Raw genomic sequence first — 16,917 nt, 5'->3', positions numbered from 1 at the left:
TCTTTTTTACATTTCTACATGCAATAAATCATATCGCCTTATCAGAAACGAGTAAAATATTGAAACGTCCAAGCCACTGAATAGACACTGTGAATAGCTATCAGCAAATCTTTCAAAATATAAAATCAAATTCGACTTTGATTTATTGCATACAGATTTTGATTGTTTTAACTGGAACAACGCTTGGCCTGTATTTTCTAGGTTATGATCAACTTATTGTACCGATTACACTTGGCGCAATTGCAACAGCACTCACTGATTTTGATGACCGACTCAGTATTCGGTTAAGAAATCTAGGCTTGGTCTGTGTGCTGTTTTTTACTGTCAGCAGTATTTTAGATTTTTTACATTCCTATAAGCTTTTATTTTTAATTTACTTGTCGCTTTCCAGTGGGGCTTTTATCTTAATGGGTGCCTTAGGGCAACGCTATGCCACCATTTCATTTGGTACTGTGCTCTTGTCAATTTATACCATGTTTGGCTTAGGTGAATATTCTGAGTGGTATCAACAACCCAGTTATTTTGTCATGGGTACATTATGGTATGGCTTGACCTCTATTATTTTCTACTTGCTAAAACCGACACAGGCTGTACAAGACAACCTCTCTAATAGTTTCAATCTTCTTTCCGAGCTTTTGACATCAAAAGCAAAACTATTTGATCCTGATAATGTCGACAATATTGAACAGCTTTTATTTGACCTATCTTTGCAAAACAGCCAGTTGGTGCAAAACTTAAATTTAACCAAAGCCTCATTACTCACCCGATTAAAAGCCTCTCGTGCAAATAAAAACACCATCTACTGGCTCAACTTATATTTTTTGGCCCAAGATATTCATGAGCAAGTTACTTCCAATTATTTGCACTATGAAAAGATCCAACAGAACTTTAGCCGCACAGATTTAATTTATCGCATTCAAAAAAATGTCCGCTTACAAGCGCGCAATTGCCAACAACTTGCTGAGGCAATTTTAAAGCGTCAAATCTTTCAAACGCATCCTGACAATAGTATTGCTTTAGCACATTTAGAAAACTCAATGCTGGAATGGATTCAACAAAATCCACATAATTTAGAAGTAAAAAACTTACTGTTGGTGTTAAAAAATCTCAAAAATGTGCAAGATCAATTTATTAATCTGAGTATTGAACAAAGTAATTATCAGCAAAGTTATAGCCACCATCGAGATAATCTAAATTTATTGGATGATGATATCCATGATCTACCAGACCTTTGGCTCAAGATTAAACAACATTTAACCCCAAATTCTGCATTGTTTCGCCATGCGGTGCGAATCTCATTTGTGTTTGCTGTCGGGTACACAATTTCCTTACTACCCTTCGCAAAAAATGGCTATTGGATTCTACTCACGAGTTTATTTGTCTGCCAGATCAGTTATTTTGCCACCAAAAGTCGTTTAAAACTGCGCACTTTAGGAACTGTATTAGGCGTACTTTTAGGTATTCCCATTTTATATTTTATACCTAGTATAGAAGGACAGTTACTTCTCACTATTATTTTTGGGGTATCCTTTTTCTACTTACGTTCAAAAAAATATGCCATGGCGACTTTAATGGCAACCCTAATGGTTTTGTTGATCTTTAATTTAAAAGGTGCAGGCTATACCATTATTTTACCACGTATTATCGATACTATTTTGGGATGTGTAATCGCATGGTTTGCGGTCAGTTTTATTTGGCCAGACTGGAACTTCCGTGATATTTCCAACAATATTCGTAAAAGCAGCAAAGCAACATTAGACTATTTCGATGCGGTTGTTGAGCAATATCAACAAGGCCGAACCAATAGTATTGATTATCGTAAAGCACGCCGAGCTGCACATAATGCACAGATTGAATTATCCACGATGATTTCCAGTTTAAGTGCTGAACCCAATCCAAATCAGGATTTAATTCACAATGCATTTAGATATTTGGTCTATAGCCATAGCCAGCTCAGTTATGTTTCTGCTTTAGGCAGTCATCGTGAACATGTGCATGATCAGCAGATTTTAGATTTGATGTTGTGGTGTAAAGACACGTTAAATGATGTTTTGCTTAACCAATCCGCTGTAAATGAAGCATTAATTGAAACAAAGCTCACTGAGATTCAGAACATCAATGATCAAGAAAATTTATCAGATAATTTACTTTTGGTGCTTAAACAAATCAGTTTATTATTGGAAACCTTACCTGAGTTGTTAAAACTAAAAACAACTTTACTTCGATTAGAAATTAAATAGCAAGAATCACAAAATATTTTGAGACATCACATGAAATTTAAAATTTTCCTAACGTTTTTATTTTCTGGATTGGCTATCGGTGCTATGCCCAATGCTTTTGCAGATTCTCAATTTAATCAAGACTTACAGCAATTTTTAGAGTGTAAAAAGACACTGAAAAATTATTATGACTTAGGTTTTGACTTTGAGGATGATTTGAAAAAGAATGGCTGGATCAAACAAGGTGAAGAATATAGCTATGTCAGTAAAGTCCCCATTACGGTATTCGGTCAATCTACAGATCAAATTAGCTTAGTTTCTGGTGGGATGCTGGCTGTTTTAAAAAATGCGAACACCCAAGTTCTCGCGAAAAAGTTTCAAATTTCTCAAAACCCTTTCTTTAAAGATATGCCTTATTTCTCAGGAGAGAAAATTGTAAAAACAGATCTTGAGACCAAAGAAATGGAAAAATCTTTGCGTAAACTGACTTTAGCTGAATCTAATCCAGTTGTAGATGAAGGTGAACATAAGACCTATATCGGTTGTGTTTATATCACTGAATTTGAACAGCAACGGCAGGATGCAGCAATCAAAGCATTACAATAATTTATCCTGAATATCGGAGCAAACTTTTGGGTCGGGAGGCTAAAATATTATTCTCCAGAATGATCATCAATTCATTTAAATGAATCAATTTTATTTACTCATTTTTTAAAATAGTTTAGATAATTCGGTTAGACTCAAGCTTCATTCTCATTTGATTAAGTGACCATGAATATCAAATCTTTACGTATTGTTGGTTTTCTCGAAGGCATCTCCTTTCTCCTTCTTCTCTTTATTGCTATGCCTTTAAAATATATTTGGGATACACCAATCTATGTAAAATATATTGGCATGGGGCATGGTGTGCTATTTCTTGCTTTTTTGGCAGTTTTATTGATGGTCTGTGGAAAACAGAAGTGGTCTATTAAGATATTTATTTTAGGTTTGATTGCTTCAATTTTACCTTTTGGACCTTTTGTTTTTGATCATAAATTAAAAGCATTACAACAGCCTTAACCTGTTTTATTTATGAAGCAAAGCTCCCTCTCCTTTTATAGGAGAGGGGAACTCAAGTGAGCTTAAAATTCACCATTTGCTTTACGTTGCAGCATAATTTTTTTCACTATTCTACGTGGAATAGTGAACCACAAAGTAATTAAAGCAAAGCATGACAACGCATAAGCCCAGAGATGGAACTGTTCATACAGAATTCGAATCAGTTCAATTACAAAAAAGAAAGTGAACATCATCAACACTGAAACAGCAGCAGCGACAGTCCCTTTAGAAACTTCGGATGACATTAACGCAAAACGATAAAGCACTGAAAAACTAATTCCTTCACCAAAACTGACTAAGGTCATCCCTAAAATAACGCAATAAAGAAAATATTCGCGCCAAATTATTCCTGCCACAACAATTGAGGTACCTAACAGCATCAAAGGTAAGCCAATCAAAACTGTTTTACCTAGCGGCAAACGATCAATCACTTTAATCAGTGCAATATTGCCAAGAATCAATCCACCCAATACAGGAAATTGTGCCAGTCCATATTGCATACTACTGAGTCCCAGTTCTTCAACCAACATCACAGGAGATAACGCAATCCATAGCATTAAAGGCATCGCCACCATCGGCAAACCGAGGGTCAGGCCCATGAAAGTCTTGTTTTTTAGGACTTGCATATAATCATCCCAAATATAACTCAAAGGCTTTTTGGGAATACTGGTAGTACGTGATGGCATTTTGGCTTTTAGACCAAACCAACTGAGAAAAGCTAAAAAAGCAATCGCAATAAATCCCCAATGCCATGACACATGATCAATCAGGAAAGCACCAATGACTGGGCCAATCAAAGGGGCAAGCAAAGAAATATTTGCCATCAGTGCCATGACTTTAATGGCATCACGCTCTTCAAAAGTTTCTTGAATCGCAGCATAACCTACCGCTGCGATCACAGATAAACCAAAACCTTGCAAGAATCTTAAAACAAGAAAACTTTCAATATTGTGGGTAAACAGAATTAATAAACAGGTGATAACAAAAAATGCAACACCTGACAATAAAACTTTCTTACGTCCTAAACGGTCAGACAAAGGTCCGAGTATCCCTGCGACGCATGCCCCGCCGAGGAGATAAAATGACATAGATGATGGTGCCCATGCACTACTCACACCAAATTCCTTGGTAATTGCGAGCATCGCAGGTTGGACCAAATCATTACCGATATAAACTGAAAATTCAAATAACACCAACGCCAATGGAAACATAAGCGTAGCGCGACTCAAACTTGCAGTTTGTTGTTTTTGCACTAAATTTTGCATTGTTTTCTACATATCATTATCGGCTTGCATCGCTCACACTACTTTTTTTAAAGATAAGTGTACGCCCAATGACAAGCACTGAAATATAAATATTAAATTGTGGAATTTACGTTGAATAAAGGCAGTTCAACACCGTATTCACAAGGTGTCTAATTCAATAGGTAAAGTAATTGCTGAAACTATATTTGTGAGATTTTTTAACTTGACCCGATCTATAAGAAAGCTCATAGAAGTACACACAGGGTAAAGTTTGGGTAGTCTAACACAGACAAATTTTCAGGGGAAGTTGAACATTTATTATTCTTCAGCTACTCTAAATACTGGTTAAGCTGATATAAATAATTTAAATGAAAAATAAAAATCCTGTATCACTGATCATTATTGGTCTGATTTTATTGTTGATTAGTGGAGGACTTTATTTTATAAGTTCTGCACCAAATATTAGCGCTGAAGATCAGGCTCGATGTGAACAATTGGTTCAAAAGAAATATGCGGAAGATTCGAGCTCAGTGATTGAAAGCTGTAAAACAGATACAGGCTTTGTGGCCTTGATGGATGTTCAGGCCAATAGTACTGGGTCGGCTGAAGATACGGCAAAGGCAATTAGTTCAGCCAACCATAAAGAATTGGGTTTTGGTATATTTGGCAAGTTCTTGATGGGATTATGCGTAGGTGTCGGGATTGCGATGCTAATCAAAGGCTTGATTGCGCTCAAAAACAAACAACAATCGATAAATTAGCTATCAAAGCAAATTATAATTCACATAGTTTGCTTTATTCATCATGTAGCACTTTTGATTTGATAAATGTGCCACGTTTAATATCATCATATGCTTCAAGAATTTCAGCGTAGCTATTCATCACAAAAGGGCCATGACCGTTGATGGGTTCTTGAAGTGGTTTGCCTGTCAGCAGCAGCAATTTACACTGTTGCAATGCCGTAATTTCTAAGTCTTGTTCTAAGCTCGACATGACGGCAAGCCCTTGCTCTTCAAAAATCTCATCTTCAGCTTGAAACAATGCCTTGCCGGTTCGTAAATAAACCAGTGTGGTTTCCCCTGCGCCAGCAGGCAATCTCACCTTATGCCCTGCTTGGATTTCAATATCTAAAACATGAAGTGGCGAATGCGTTTTTGCTGGCCCTTGTTGTCCTTGATAATGCCCAGCAATCACCCGTACTGTTCCAGCACTATTCGGAAGTTCAATCACTGGAATATTTGCTTTTCGTAAACTCTGATAACGTGGTGGGTTCATTTTATCTTTAGCTGGTAAATTCACCCACAGTTGCACCATTTCAAAATAGCCACCCGTTTTTGAAAATACCTCACTAAAGACCTCTTTGTGTTCTACACCGGAAGCTGCGGTCATCCATTGCACATCACCCGTTGAAACAATACCACCACCACCCGATGAATCACGGTGTTCTAATTCACCAGCAAAAATCAGGGTAACCGTTTCAAAACCACGATGAGGATGCTCACTCACCCCTTTGCGTAAATTGGTCGGTTTTAAAACACCAGGTCCTAAATGATCCAGTAACAGAAAGGGAGAAACCGTATTGCCTAATTCATAGTGCGAAAATACAGAAAGTACAGGATAAAAATCTCCTATCGCAAATCGGGTGTCATTACGATGAATAAAGGCAAGGGTTTTCATAGTGTCACTATTCTCTGATTGAGTAAAAGCATTAGCCATAAAAATGTTGTTTTAAATTAAAGCTATATTCGGTGAGATATTGCTTTAATTTTTCAATATCATTAGTAGGTTCAATCGTTCTTAGATTAAGGGCTTCAATTTTATCTTCTAACAGTTTTAAGATCTGTGCTTGTTCAGCGACAGGTAATTGTGCTTTTTCTTTTTGCTGTTTTTTGATTTCTAAATAATCTTCTGCCCAATGACGTAATGGATCATGGGAGTCGATTTGATCAAACAATTGCGTAATCTGGAGTTCAGGCATAATTTGCTGTGTTGCCAACTCTGCTGACATCAGACCACGAATAGAATAAAACACTTTTTTATAGGTAAAGTTATCTGCAGTTTGCATGACATGCATACCACCTTTAGCCAGCGACAAGTAATGATAATACAGAGCTTTATAGTCTATTCGTTCAAGTAAGCCATCTCTAAAAATTTCCCATTCAGGAAATTGATTGAAATAGACAATATGTGCACGTACCCACTCTAAAACAGTCGGATTACTTTTTGCCAAAAGTCCAAACATTTTATTTAAGTCGAATGAAACGAAATCAAAGTCGCCATCCATGATCTCGATTAAATCACGGTGTTGGCGATAATCGTAATATTGTGCCTTGGAGGGTAGATGAAAACCACGCACATCGTAATCACTGTCTGGACTTGCCATGCCCCATAAACGACTACCGCTTTCGATATAAAACAGTGGATGTTCATCTCGGTTTTGGAATAAGTTTTGAATTTCTTGTTGGATGTTCATTGTGTTCACATTTTGGGTAAATCTATAGGTTTTATAACATCAATTTCAGTGCTTTTTAAATTTTCTTTGAATTCAAGATCGACTCCCCCTTTATTTTTAATTTAAAAGTTTTATCAATAATCGCTTTAATTCATCATGATACTTACCAGCATAATTTGCTTTATGTTGGATATATAGCCAAGCCTCCTAATTATTCATACAAGTGATTTACATCAAGCCATTGATCATAAATAAAGCTTATTTTTTGTATGAACTTTTAGAAACTGTTGGTTATCAATTCATTTTTTGTACTTTTAAACCCTAGATGATTGTCCTACCGTGGGGCGACATGGATGTCGCCGTTGGGCGGGGGTAACTGGACGTACCCCTCGCCCAACATGAGCAAAAACAAAGCAGGGCTTTGTTTGCAGCGCAAGGTTTGGTATCACCTACGAAAAGTGAGGCATCGCCTATGCAATGGTATTTAAACTTTGAATATAGGGTGTGGCATTGCAAGCTTTTTTATAATCAAACAATTGATTTTTACATGTGATTGATTTAATTAAAAATATCAATCAAGAGAAGTTATATTCTTGTGTATGAGTTTTTTGACAGATTGACTATCATTCAACTTCTTGTATCAGTCAAAAATGCGAAGGATCAAAAGCATTACCTACAATTAAAATATTCATTTATTGTGATTTGCCAAATAAAAAACGTACCAAATCTGATACGTTTTTATCCAGCATTTCTATCTATTTTCAATAAGAAATATAAAATAGCCAAAGATAATTATCCTTTAGCTACAAATTTTGAATTTCTTAATACATTTTCATGACGCTCTAATGCTAATTCTATGAGTTGAGTAATTAATTCAGAATAAGTGATTCCACTTACCTCCCAAAGCTTTGGATACATACTGTTATTAGTAAAGCCAGGTAAAGTATTTACTTCATTTAGTAAAACATCGCCATGCTCAGTCAAGAAAAAATCGACACGTGCAAGTCCCAAACAACCTAAAACTTTAAAAGCTTTAATCGAAATCTCACGAATCTTATTACTTTCCTCTTCTGAAATTGAAGCAGGAATCACCACTTCAGAAGATTGATTATCTATATATTTTGCTTCATAAGAATAAAAACTAGACTTTACAACCACTTCACCACAAACACTGGCTTTTGGATTGTAATTACCCAAAATACCGCATTCAATTTCACGACCTTTAATAAACTTTTCAATCAATACTTTGCTGTCATATTGAAATGCGTTTTCTAAAGCAACAATAAACTCTTGTTCGTTTTCAACTTTACTGACACCCACTGAAGAACCTTGATTCGCAGGTTTCACAAAGACTGGAAGTCCTAAAGTATTTTGAACCTCATGGAAACTCACTGCGTCTGGCTGGTAAGCATGAACAGTTAAAAATGGTGCAACCGCAATCCCAGATCCTTGTAACAAACGCTTGGTGACATCTTTATCCATACAAATTGCAGAACTTAAAACATCTGAACCAACAAAAGGTAGATCTAAAATTTTAAGCATGCCTTGTAATGCACCATCCTCGCCTAAAGTCCCATGAATGATAGGAAAAATAACATCTATGGGTGGTAATCCTTGCGCATTTTCAATTTCAAAGATTTGAGATTGTTTTGACTGCAAATAATCTTCATGTTCACGAGGGGCTAGAGAAATTAATTTAGGATCGTGGCCATATTCTAAATAATGAGTAACATCCAAAATACGCCAAGCACCATCTTGGTCTATTCCAATCAAACTAAGATCAAACTTTTGCAGATCTATTGCATCCACGATATTTTGTGCTGATTGTAGTGACACACGATGTTCTGATGATTTTCCACCAAAAATTATTCCAACTCTAGTTTTTGCCATTTTTGTTTGTACCCTGATTTTAATCTTCCAAATCTTTAAATCCCGATAAATAATTGATCAAGGACATTTTGCCTTTTGGAAGGTCTTGGTGTTCTTACCACGATAACACTGATATTCCTTCTGCATATCTATACGTTTCCACTGACCATCAATATTTTTAAAGCTATATACGCTACGAATAGAACGTACTGAATCATCCATCAAACCCGTTTCAGTCAACTTCACTTCTGCAACAGTAGGTGATTCCACACTATTAAAATATTGGCGCAACTCAACAGTCGCGAGATCCTTACGTAAATCAGGACGTTCATTTAAAACCTGACTTAATGGGGTCTCTGAACCACCCACTTTATTCATTAAATTTTGTGTTGTTGCACAGCCAGATAAAGTCACTAAACAAAATACTGAAATTAAACTCAAACGATTCATTCTGATCACCCTAAAACTAAAAGCATAGCCTAATGATGCTATGCTTTTTAAACGTACACTATTTAAAAACTGTGTCTTTATGACTCAGCTGCAATATGGCTAACATCGAGCACTATGATTTGTTGATCATTTTCATCAAACATCAAGGCTTGATTACCTAGATCCAGCATATAAAAATACCCTACATTGGTTAGAAAATGCCAAGCAACAATCTCTTGCCCATTATACTCATGTGATGGATCACCAATGGTAATACGATCTAGTTCCTGACCTGCTTGCTGGCATAAGGCTTGAATAATTTTAAAATAACGGGGGCTGTTTTCAGCTGCCTGCTGTTTACGTTGTTCTAAATTTGGAATTTTGGCTGTAACTTGCTCGATAATCGCCAAGATTTGATCTTCATCGACAACCTGTAGCTTTGGATGCTGTTTTAACCATCGACTATTGATTTCAATCAAATCTTCACTATCATTCAATGCATAAAATTGGTCATCAAAAGCATTGAGAATATCTCGCTGCTCATTTTCTCCAAAGTATTCACCCTCTAAGAACTGTTCTAATTGCTCATCCGTAAATTGATCAATTAAATCCGCACTTTGCTCAAAGAGAGCCGAATGCCCAGACGCATTCATGGCTTTTAATCCTTCACGAACATGTTTCACCATGAACGCATCCCAACCTGTGTTATAAACAAATTGTGAAAAACCACCATTATTCACTTGAGCAAGATAGTAATCGACAAAATAACTATATAAAGCCTCTGCGGATACTTCATCATATTCAACATAATGTTCAAATAAGCCATTTAAGGTATCAATATTGGACATAATCACATCAGAGTGATCATCACTATCTAAACTTTGTTTAGAAATTAAAATCTTATCAATGAGCATAGTTTTCAGTTTCTTATCAATATTTAAGCGCAATCAACATAACAAATTTTCGGCAACAAATGGCGACAAGCATGTAACTTTATTTTATCTTTTGTTTGGCAATAAAAAAGCGCTTCTCTCGAAGCGCTTGTACAAGCGAGCTATTTAAATCATTACAGATCAAATAACTTACCTGGGTTCATGATGCCATTTGGATCAAACACTTTCTTCAAGGCTTTCATATATTCAATTTCTTCAGCAGTCCGCGTGTAATCCAGATAAGGCTTTTTGGTCATGCCTACGCCATGCTCTGCAGAAATTGAACCGTCATATTTCTTCACAGTTTCAAATACATACTTATTTACTACCTGACATTTGGCAAAGAATTCATCTTTAGATAAATTCACAGGTTTTAGAATATTTAAGTGCAGGTTTCCATCCCCAATATGGCCGAACCAGCAGATTTCGAAATCAGGATAATTTTCAGCGACAATCGTATCAATTTCCTTAATAAAAGCAGGAACATGTGTAATCAATACTGAAATATCATTTTTATATGGGGTAAATGGTGCAATCGTTTCAGAAATATCTTCACGTAAACGCCATAAGCTTTGAACTTGTTCAAGATTTTGGCTCATCACCCCATCAAGCACCCAACCTTGTTCCATACAATGCTCGAAAATTTCCATCGCAGCATCCATAATCGGCTCATATGGTGCTTCAAATTCAAGTAAAACGTAGAATGGGCATTCTGTTTCAAATGGACGTTGCACATGACCACGATCCAAAACTTTTTTCATCGCAAGTTCACCAAAGAACTCAAAAGCAGTTAAATCAATTTTGCTTTGGAATGCGTGCAATACTGGCATGATTGCATCAAAATCAGGAACTCCCAATACCATCACTTGTAGATCATGTGGTTGACGTTCAAGTTTAATTTCAGCTTCGGTCACTAAACCTAAAGTCCCTTCACTACCAATAAATAAATGTTGCATTGCATAACCTGTAGCATTTTTAATCATGCCTTTGTTTAAACGCAATACATCACCTTTACCCGTCACCACAGTCAGACCAAGTATCCAATTACGAGTCATGCCATATTTGATGACTTTAATCCCGCCGGCATTGGTTCCAATGTTACCACCCAATTGTGATGAGCCCGCAGAAGCGAAATCAACGGGATAATACATCCCTTGTTCTTCTGCATAGTTCTGCAACTGTTCAGTCACCACACCCGCCTGAATACGCACCATACGATCAGCTGGATAAAATTCTAAAATTTGGTTCATTTTGTCGAAACTCACGACAATTTCACCATTGGCAGCAACAGCACCTGCCGATAAACCTGTACGTCCACCCGATGGAGTAATCGCAACATTAAATTGATTAGCCAATTGAACAATAGCTTGCACTTGTTCTGTGCTCGATGGAAAAACGATGACCGATGGCTGAGGATCAAAATGCTTAGTATGGTCTTTGCCCCAATTTTCTAAGCTGTCAGCATCGGTTTTAATCCGGTTTTCACCGACGATTTGCGTCAATTGGGTCAATAATTCAGGTGCTATCGTTACTGGAGCATTCATCGTTTTGCGGACCTAGCAAGAAGTAAATAAGTGGTTGTCGTACTATAACATTCGAGATTTTAAATCAGTCTGTGAAAATTTTTCAGCATTTTTTTACAGCTGAAATCGTCAATTTTACTGATTTTAGCAGTATTTTACCTAGATGACTGCTGAGGATAAAGCACAGATTTGATTCACATTATCCACACTTTGTGTATAAAGTGGCTGCAAGCACTATAAAAATCAATGCATTAGCATTTCATTTAATTTTTGAATAATGCTTATCAGAAATCGTAGATAAAATATCCACTGTCCTGTCACAATCAAAATATCTATAGAACAAGGTCTATGGTATCATATTGCGACTAAATTTGGCCTTTGTAGCGGAGCCGTAATGAGCCAACATCTTTCACTACCTAAAGATAAAATTCGTTTCTTGTTGTTAGAAGGCGTTCATCAAAACGCAATCGACACGTTAAATGCTGCCGGATATACCAATATCGATTCCCGTAAAACTGCGCTTGAGGGTGAAGCGTTGCAAGAAGCGGTTAAAGATGCACACTTCATTGGTATTCGTTCCCGTACACAATTAACTGAAGAAGTCTTTGCAGCTGCGAATAAATTGATCGCAGTGGGTTGTTTCTGTATTGGAACAAACCAAGTGAATTTAAATGCAGCCATGATTCGTGGTATTCCTGTATTTAACGCACCATACTCAAACACTCGTTCAGTTGCTGAATTGGTTCTTGCAGAATCTATTCTTTTACTTCGTGGTGTGCCTGCTAAATCTGCTTCAACTCACCGTGGTGGTTGGAACAAGTCTGCTGTAGGTTCATTTGAAACGCGTGGTAAAACTTTAGGTATCGTGGGTTATGGCTCTATTGGCTCTCAACTTTCAGTTTTAGCTGAAAGCATGGGTATGCACGTCATTTATTATGATGCAGTGACTAAGCTTCCTATGGGTAATGCACGTCAAGTCGGTTCTTTAGATGAACTCCTTGCAAATGCAGATGTTGTTACACTGCATGTACCCGATGTTCCTTCAACACGTAACTTCTTTGCAAAAGCTCAATTTGCGAAAATGAAAGAAGGTTCAATCTTCATCAATGCTGCACGTGGTACATGTGTAGTTATTGAAGATTTAGCAGATGCAATTAAATCTGGCCATATTGCTGGTGCGGCTGTTGATGTGTTCCCGAAAGAGCCTAAAGCCAATGGTGAAGAGTTTGTTTCTCCACTTCGTGGTCTAGACAATGTGATTTTAACACCTCACGTTGGTGGTTCAACCATGGAAGCGCAAGCTAACATCGGTCTAGAAGTTGCTGAAAAATTTGTTGCTTATTCAGATAAAGGTATGACTTTATCTGCAGTAAACTTCCCTGAAATCGCACTTCCATTAACTGAAGGTAAACACCGTTTACTGCACATTCATAAAAACGTGCCAGGCGTGTTATCTAAAATTAACAACCTGTTTGCTGAACACGGCATCAACATTTCTGGTCAGTCATTAATGACTAAAGGTGATGTGGGTTACTTGGTGATGGATGTAGACGCAACTGCATCTCAAGAAGCGCTTGATACACTTCAGGAAGTTGAAGGCACAATCCGCGTTCGCGTATTGTTCTAAGACGACGAAAGCTAGAAAACCACAGGTATTTGCCTGTGGTTTTTTTATTGGGCTTATAAATCTGGTTGAGGTCGTTCTCTTTCAAATGACTTCTTTCGTTAGTTAAATGATTTGATCAATAAACTATTTAGCATCTTCTCTCCCTCTACTCTACAAAGACAGTGTACTATCTAGAACTCAATAGGCTTTCAAATTACATTACTTTTTCATATAAATTGTTTTAAATAAGAAGTCTATTGCAGATATTTTCCGCCAAGTCCTGAGTCTAAATTCTAGAAAGAATGCCAAATTTTAAAAATGCACCACACCTTCAAGCTATAGTTTTATTGTTCATTGCCATGATCAGTATGCAAAGTAGTGGTGCATTAGCAAAAACATTATTTGATCAATTTCCAGTAATAACCATTTCCGCTATGCGTTTATTACTCGGCTCATTGATTTTAGCCGTGATTTTTAAAATTTGGCAGGTCAATTTTAAACAGGTGAAATGGTCATCCATCATCAGTTATGGTATTGCCCTTGCAGGAATGAATGCTTTATTTTACTTATCGATTCATCGTATTCCGCTCGGAATCGCCGTAGCGTTTGAATTTATTGGCCCGCTCAGTGTGGCTCTATTTCATGCACGGCAAAAATTCGATTTTATTTGGGTCGGACTTGCGATACTTGGACTAGTTTTACTGTTTCCATTTGATCAGGCAAAGCAAACTCTCGATCCTATTGGCATTGCCTTTGCCTTAGCTGCTGGCGCTTGCTGGGCGCTGTATATTATTGCAGGTCAACGACCTTCAGGAGTTTCTGGAAACCATACCGTATGCTTGGGGATGTTTGTAGGTATGTTGTGTTTAATGCCAATTGCCTTATTTTCAGGGATGCCTTTAAAAGTTTTTGAACCTTCAAATTTAATTTATTTTATTGCGTTGGCGATCTTAGCAAGTGCATTGCCGTTTTCATTGGAAATGATTGCATTAAGAAATTTATCTGCTTTAAGCTTTGGCACGTTAATGAGCCTAGAACCTGCAATTGCAGCATTTTCAGGATTTATTTTCTTAAATGAACAATTATTATGGACACAATGGTTAGCCTTAGCCACTATCATTAGTGCATCGATTGGTTGCACCGTAACCGCACAAAAAGCACGGGATATAGAATAAACCATGCCGAAAATTGAAATAAATGATGGATGAGTGTTAACTCATGATTTGAGCACAAAGACTTGGTTTTCTATTGGCACATTTTGATCTATTTCAACAAGCGTTAATTCACTTCCAAAACAAGCACCTGTATCTAAAAAATAGCAATTATGCTTCTTGGTGACAAAATCAACTACTGTATGCCCTAGAAAAACCTGTTCCACACCAACAACAGTTGAATAACGCATAAAGCGTTTATTTTTAATTCGCCCTCTGCCCCATAAAGCCAACTCTCTACTTTTAGACCGTGTTGCAACTTTAAATGCATCCCAATCATTTACATCAATATCCGCATGCACAAAACCATATTTCTTATTTTGATAAATGACTTCTAACAGTATGGGTAAAGTGTTTAATTGATCTATGACTTGTTGTTGCTGTTCTGAACTTAATGCATAAAACCATTTTCCACCATGATGCGTATGCATATCTTTCATCATTGGATCGATCTGCGACAGTAAGCACATTTCTTCATGATTACCTAAAATGGCTTTAAACCAAGGCTCAGTAATCAGTTGCAGACATTGCAAACTGTCAGGACCTCGATCAACAAGATCCCCCACAGCAATCAATAGATCTTTTTGAAAATCAAATTGAATTCGTTCAAGCTGTTGCATCAACATATCATAACAACCATGTAGGTCTCACACCACAAACAAGCGCCCTGTGTGATGGGTATAGGTTTCAACATGAGATAGGTTGTGTTGCGATAACTCAGACATAGATTGATCTTTGATTAAAACTCAATTGAAGCTGCTTCAATATGCTGGTTTTTTTTGGCTAAATCCAAATATTTGCTGGCAGTTTTTTTATCTTTACGCACCCCGATCCCATCTTTATAAATTTTAAATAATTCAAAATAAGAGTCGATATCGCCATGATCAGCCGCTTGTTTAAACAAATCTGCACTTTGGCTTAGATCCACCTCGACACACTTGCCTTCCTGATACATTTGCGCCAGCAGAAAGAATGCACGTGGAACTTTTAGTTCTTTGGCTTTATTTAACCAAAGTAGTGCACCATCCGCATTGTTTTGACGTTGTTCAAAAATCGCCATACACAGCATAGCCTGCACATGCCCTTTCTCTGCAGCTGAATTTAATAATGGGAGATGATGTTCATGTTCTAACGGTAATAACATCGACAATTCAAACTGTGCGTCTGGATGGTTTTGCATTGCAGCACGTTCTAACCAAGAAATACCTTGATCAAGATTTTTCTCAGTTCCCATCCCATAACGTAAACACTGCGCTAAAGAGTATTGAGCTGGAACATTGCCTGAAACCGCAGCATGTAATAATAAATCAAAAGCCAGCGTTGCATATTCTTTTTGCTTTTGCTCAGTTTTGGCATTTTCCGAGTTTTTTAACAGCGTCACGGCGGCTAAATAGGCGGATTCAATATGTCCATTTTTTGCCGCTTTAAGTAAATGTTCTTGTACAACTGTGGCATCCACTTTAGCACTTTGCTGTTCGATAAGTGCACAAACATAGCAACCAAATGGATCATTGTTTTCTTGTGCGAAATTGGCATATTTAAAAGCGACATCAGGGTTGTTTTGTTTTAAATAACTAAATGCCAATAAAGCACAGGCAAAATAATCTTTTTCTGCAATTTTCAATAATTCATTTTGAACTTTGATTGGATCAAAGCCTGAAAATTCGACCAAAAACTTCAAACTATTTTGATGCTGATTTTTTAAATAATTATCTAAAAGTAGTTGATAAGCTAACTGTAAATCTTGTGACAATTGCTGTTGGGCATAAACAAAAATCGCTTCTGGGTGATTCAGTTGAACCGCCCGTTGTAAATGAATTAATGCTTGTGCTTTTGTCAGATGATCGGTGGCATTATTCAACCCTAGATAAGCAAGTTCTAAATGGGCAAGTGCATGATTAAGCTTTGCTGCATGTTGAAAAAAAAGAATGGCAGACTGAACACTTTGATTCAGATAACGGCCTAAAACATGCCACTGCCCTAACAAGGTACTTGCAGGTGCAAAATTCTGATTGGATGCATTGACCAACAAATCAACACGTGCTTGGGCATCTTGCTCATTTTGAGCAACCCCTTGTTGTTCTAGTTTAAGTACGTCGATATACCAAGCTTCTGCTTGTGAATGTTCTGTTCCATTTAAGTCTAAATTTTCAGTTTTATTCGTATTTCCTGACATCTTTTATTCCTAACACATGTGCCATTGCAAGTATAATCATCCCCATCTTACAGATGAGTTAGCTGAATCTCAAAGGGAAATGTTGAATCAACATTCATCTATTCTCGAAATACTTAAATAAAACCTAGAAAGTGTTAAAATCTGCGCAATATTTTTCT

14 protein-coding genes and 1 pseudogene are annotated in these 16,917 nt (G+C 37.0%); 6 read left to right on the top strand and 9 right to left on the bottom strand.

The genetic code is table 11. The annotated features are described in order from the left end of the window. The first annotated feature begins 89 nt into the window (after window positions 1-89). The 3 genes from yccS (at window position 90) to AC4CUY_RS00945 (ending at window position 3,278) form a co-directional block, all read left to right on the top strand. On the top strand, window positions 90-2,240 hold the full coding sequence (gene yccS / locus AC4CUY_RS00955; RefSeq protein ID WP_336952257.1) for a YccS family putative transporter: 2,151 nt from the start codon (window positions 90-92) through the stop codon (window positions 2,238-2,240). Window positions 2,241-2,270: 30 nt separating this feature from the next. Continuing rightward, a complete protein-coding gene (locus AC4CUY_RS00950) occupies window positions 2,271-2,825 on the top strand; it encodes a hypothetical protein (RefSeq protein ID WP_419358968.1) in 555 nt (184 codons plus the stop codon). A gap of 165 nt (window positions 2,826-2,990) precedes the next feature. Further along, on the top strand, window positions 2,991-3,278 hold the full coding sequence (locus tag AC4CUY_RS00945; protein WP_336952259.1) for a DUF3817 domain-containing protein: 288 nt from the start codon (window positions 2,991-2,993) through the stop codon (window positions 3,276-3,278). Window positions 3,279-3,340: 62 nt separating this feature from the next. Here AC4CUY_RS00945 and craA read toward each other — a convergent pair whose 3' ends face one another. Next, window positions 3,341-4,582, bottom strand: coding sequence for a chloramphenicol efflux MFS transporter CraA (craA, locus tag AC4CUY_RS00940; protein ID WP_419358969.1), 1,242 nt, complete (start codon window positions 4,580-4,582; stop codon window positions 3,341-3,343). A 347-nt stretch (window positions 4,583-4,929) separates the two neighbouring features. On the opposite strand from craA, the gene AC4CUY_RS00935 reads away from it, so the two are divergent. Then, entirely contained in the window at window positions 4,930-5,322 is a 393-nt protein-coding gene (locus AC4CUY_RS00935) for a hypothetical protein (RefSeq protein WP_490773557.1), read from the top strand. Between the two features lie 34 nt (window positions 5,323-5,356). Here the strand turns inward: AC4CUY_RS00935 and AC4CUY_RS00930 are convergent, their stop codons facing one another. The 6 genes from AC4CUY_RS00930 to AC4CUY_RS00905 form a co-directional block, all read right to left on the bottom strand. Continuing rightward, complete coding sequence (locus tag AC4CUY_RS00930; RefSeq protein WP_336952584.1) at window positions 5,357-6,238, bottom strand: pirin family protein; 882 nt, start codon at window positions 6,236-6,238, stop codon at window positions 5,357-5,359. 31 nt (window positions 6,239-6,269) lie between these two features. Beyond that, window positions 6,270-7,034, bottom strand: a complete 765-nt coding sequence (locus AC4CUY_RS00925; protein WP_419819678.1) for a nucleotidyltransferase domain-containing protein — start codon at window positions 7,032-7,034, stop codon at window positions 6,270-6,272. A 771-nt stretch (window positions 7,035-7,805) separates the two neighbouring features. Then, on the bottom strand, window positions 7,806-8,903 hold the full coding sequence (gene ddlA, locus AC4CUY_RS00920; protein ID WP_419327028.1) for a D-alanine--D-alanine ligase: 1,098 nt from the start codon (window positions 8,901-8,903) through the stop codon (window positions 7,806-7,808). Between the two features lie 57 nt (window positions 8,904-8,960). After that, window positions 8,961-9,332 carry a hypothetical protein gene (locus AC4CUY_RS00915; RefSeq protein WP_004818679.1) on the bottom strand — a complete coding sequence of 124 codons (372 nt, stop codon included), beginning with the start codon at window positions 9,330-9,332 and terminating at the stop codon, window positions 8,961-8,963. A 77-nt stretch (window positions 9,333-9,409) separates the two neighbouring features. Next, the gene (locus AC4CUY_RS00910) at window positions 9,410-10,225 is read right to left on the bottom strand and encodes a DMP19 family protein (RefSeq protein ID WP_490773556.1); all 816 of its coding nucleotides are present in this window, start codon (window positions 10,223-10,225) and stop codon (window positions 9,410-9,412) included. 152 nt (window positions 10,226-10,377) lie between these two features. Continuing rightward, a complete protein-coding gene (locus AC4CUY_RS00905; protein WP_336952266.1) occupies window positions 10,378-11,787 on the bottom strand; it encodes an FAD-binding oxidoreductase in 1,410 nt (469 codons plus the stop codon). Window positions 11,788-12,160: 373 nt separating this feature from the next. Between AC4CUY_RS00905 and serA the strand changes: the two genes are divergently transcribed. Both serA and AC4CUY_RS00895 read left to right on the top strand, forming a co-directional pair. Next, window positions 12,161-13,393, top strand: a complete 1,233-nt coding sequence (serA, locus tag AC4CUY_RS00900; RefSeq protein ID WP_336952267.1) for a phosphoglycerate dehydrogenase — start codon at window positions 12,161-12,163, stop codon at window positions 13,391-13,393. A gap of 281 nt (window positions 13,394-13,674) precedes the next feature. Next, window positions 13,675-14,547, top strand: a complete 873-nt coding sequence (locus AC4CUY_RS00895) for an EamA family transporter (protein ID WP_336952268.1) — start codon at window positions 13,675-13,677, stop codon at window positions 14,545-14,547. Between the two features lie 41 nt (window positions 14,548-14,588). On the opposite strand, the pseudogene AC4CUY_RS00890 reads toward AC4CUY_RS00895, so the two are convergent. Next, window positions 14,589-15,308, bottom strand: a pseudogene (locus AC4CUY_RS00890) (metallophosphoesterase). A gap of 14 nt (window positions 15,309-15,322) precedes the next feature. Continuing rightward, window positions 15,323-16,759, bottom strand: a complete 1,437-nt coding sequence (locus tag AC4CUY_RS00885; protein WP_336952270.1) for a tetratricopeptide repeat protein — start codon at window positions 16,757-16,759, stop codon at window positions 15,323-15,325. Window positions 16,760-16,917: the final 158 nt, after the last annotated feature.

The organism is Acinetobacter sp. 778_lipA (genome assembly GCF_058242985.1).
This window is presented reverse-complemented; position numbering and strand designations above follow the sequence as displayed.

Excerpts from the sequence above, each read along its gene's own strand:
- AC4CUY_RS00925 (WP_419819678.1), bottom strand. The coding sequence starts at position 7,034 with ATGAACATCCAACAAGAAATTCAAAACTTATTCCAAAACCGAGATGAA.
- ddlA (WP_419327028.1), bottom strand. The coding sequence starts at position 8,903 with ATGGCAAAAACTAGAGTTGGAATAATTTTTGGTGGAAAATCATCAGAA.
- AC4CUY_RS00915 (WP_004818679.1), bottom strand. The coding sequence starts at position 9,332 with ATGAATCGTTTGAGTTTAATTTCAGTATTTTGTTTAGTGACTTTATCT.
- AC4CUY_RS00910 (WP_490773556.1), bottom strand. The coding sequence starts at position 10,225 with ATGCTCATTGATAAGATTTTAATTTCTAAACAAAGTTTAGATAGTGAT.
- craA (WP_419358969.1), bottom strand. The coding sequence starts at position 4,582 with ATGCAAAATTTAGTGCAAAAACAACAAACTGCAAGTTTGAGTCGCGCT.
- AC4CUY_RS00935 (WP_490773557.1), top strand. The coding sequence starts at position 4,930 with ATGAAAAATAAAAATCCTGTATCACTGATCATTATTGGTCTGATTTTA.
- serA (WP_336952267.1), top strand. The coding sequence starts at position 12,161 with ATGAGCCAACATCTTTCACTACCTAAAGATAAAATTCGTTTCTTGTTG.
- AC4CUY_RS00950 (WP_419358968.1), top strand. The coding sequence starts at position 2,271 with ATGAAATTTAAAATTTTCCTAACGTTTTTATTTTCTGGATTGGCTATC.
- AC4CUY_RS00895 (WP_336952268.1), top strand. The coding sequence starts at position 13,675 with ATGCCAAATTTTAAAAATGCACCACACCTTCAAGCTATAGTTTTATTG.
- AC4CUY_RS00885 (WP_336952270.1), bottom strand. The coding sequence starts at position 16,759 with ATGTCAGGAAATACGAATAAAACTGAAAATTTAGACTTAAATGGAACA.
- AC4CUY_RS00945 (WP_336952259.1), top strand. The coding sequence starts at position 2,991 with ATGAATATCAAATCTTTACGTATTGTTGGTTTTCTCGAAGGCATCTCC.
- AC4CUY_RS00930 (WP_336952584.1), bottom strand. The coding sequence starts at position 6,238 with ATGAAAACCCTTGCCTTTATTCATCGTAATGACACCCGATTTGCGATA.
- AC4CUY_RS00905 (WP_336952266.1), bottom strand. The coding sequence starts at position 11,787 with ATGAATGCTCCAGTAACGATAGCACCTGAATTATTGACCCAATTGACG.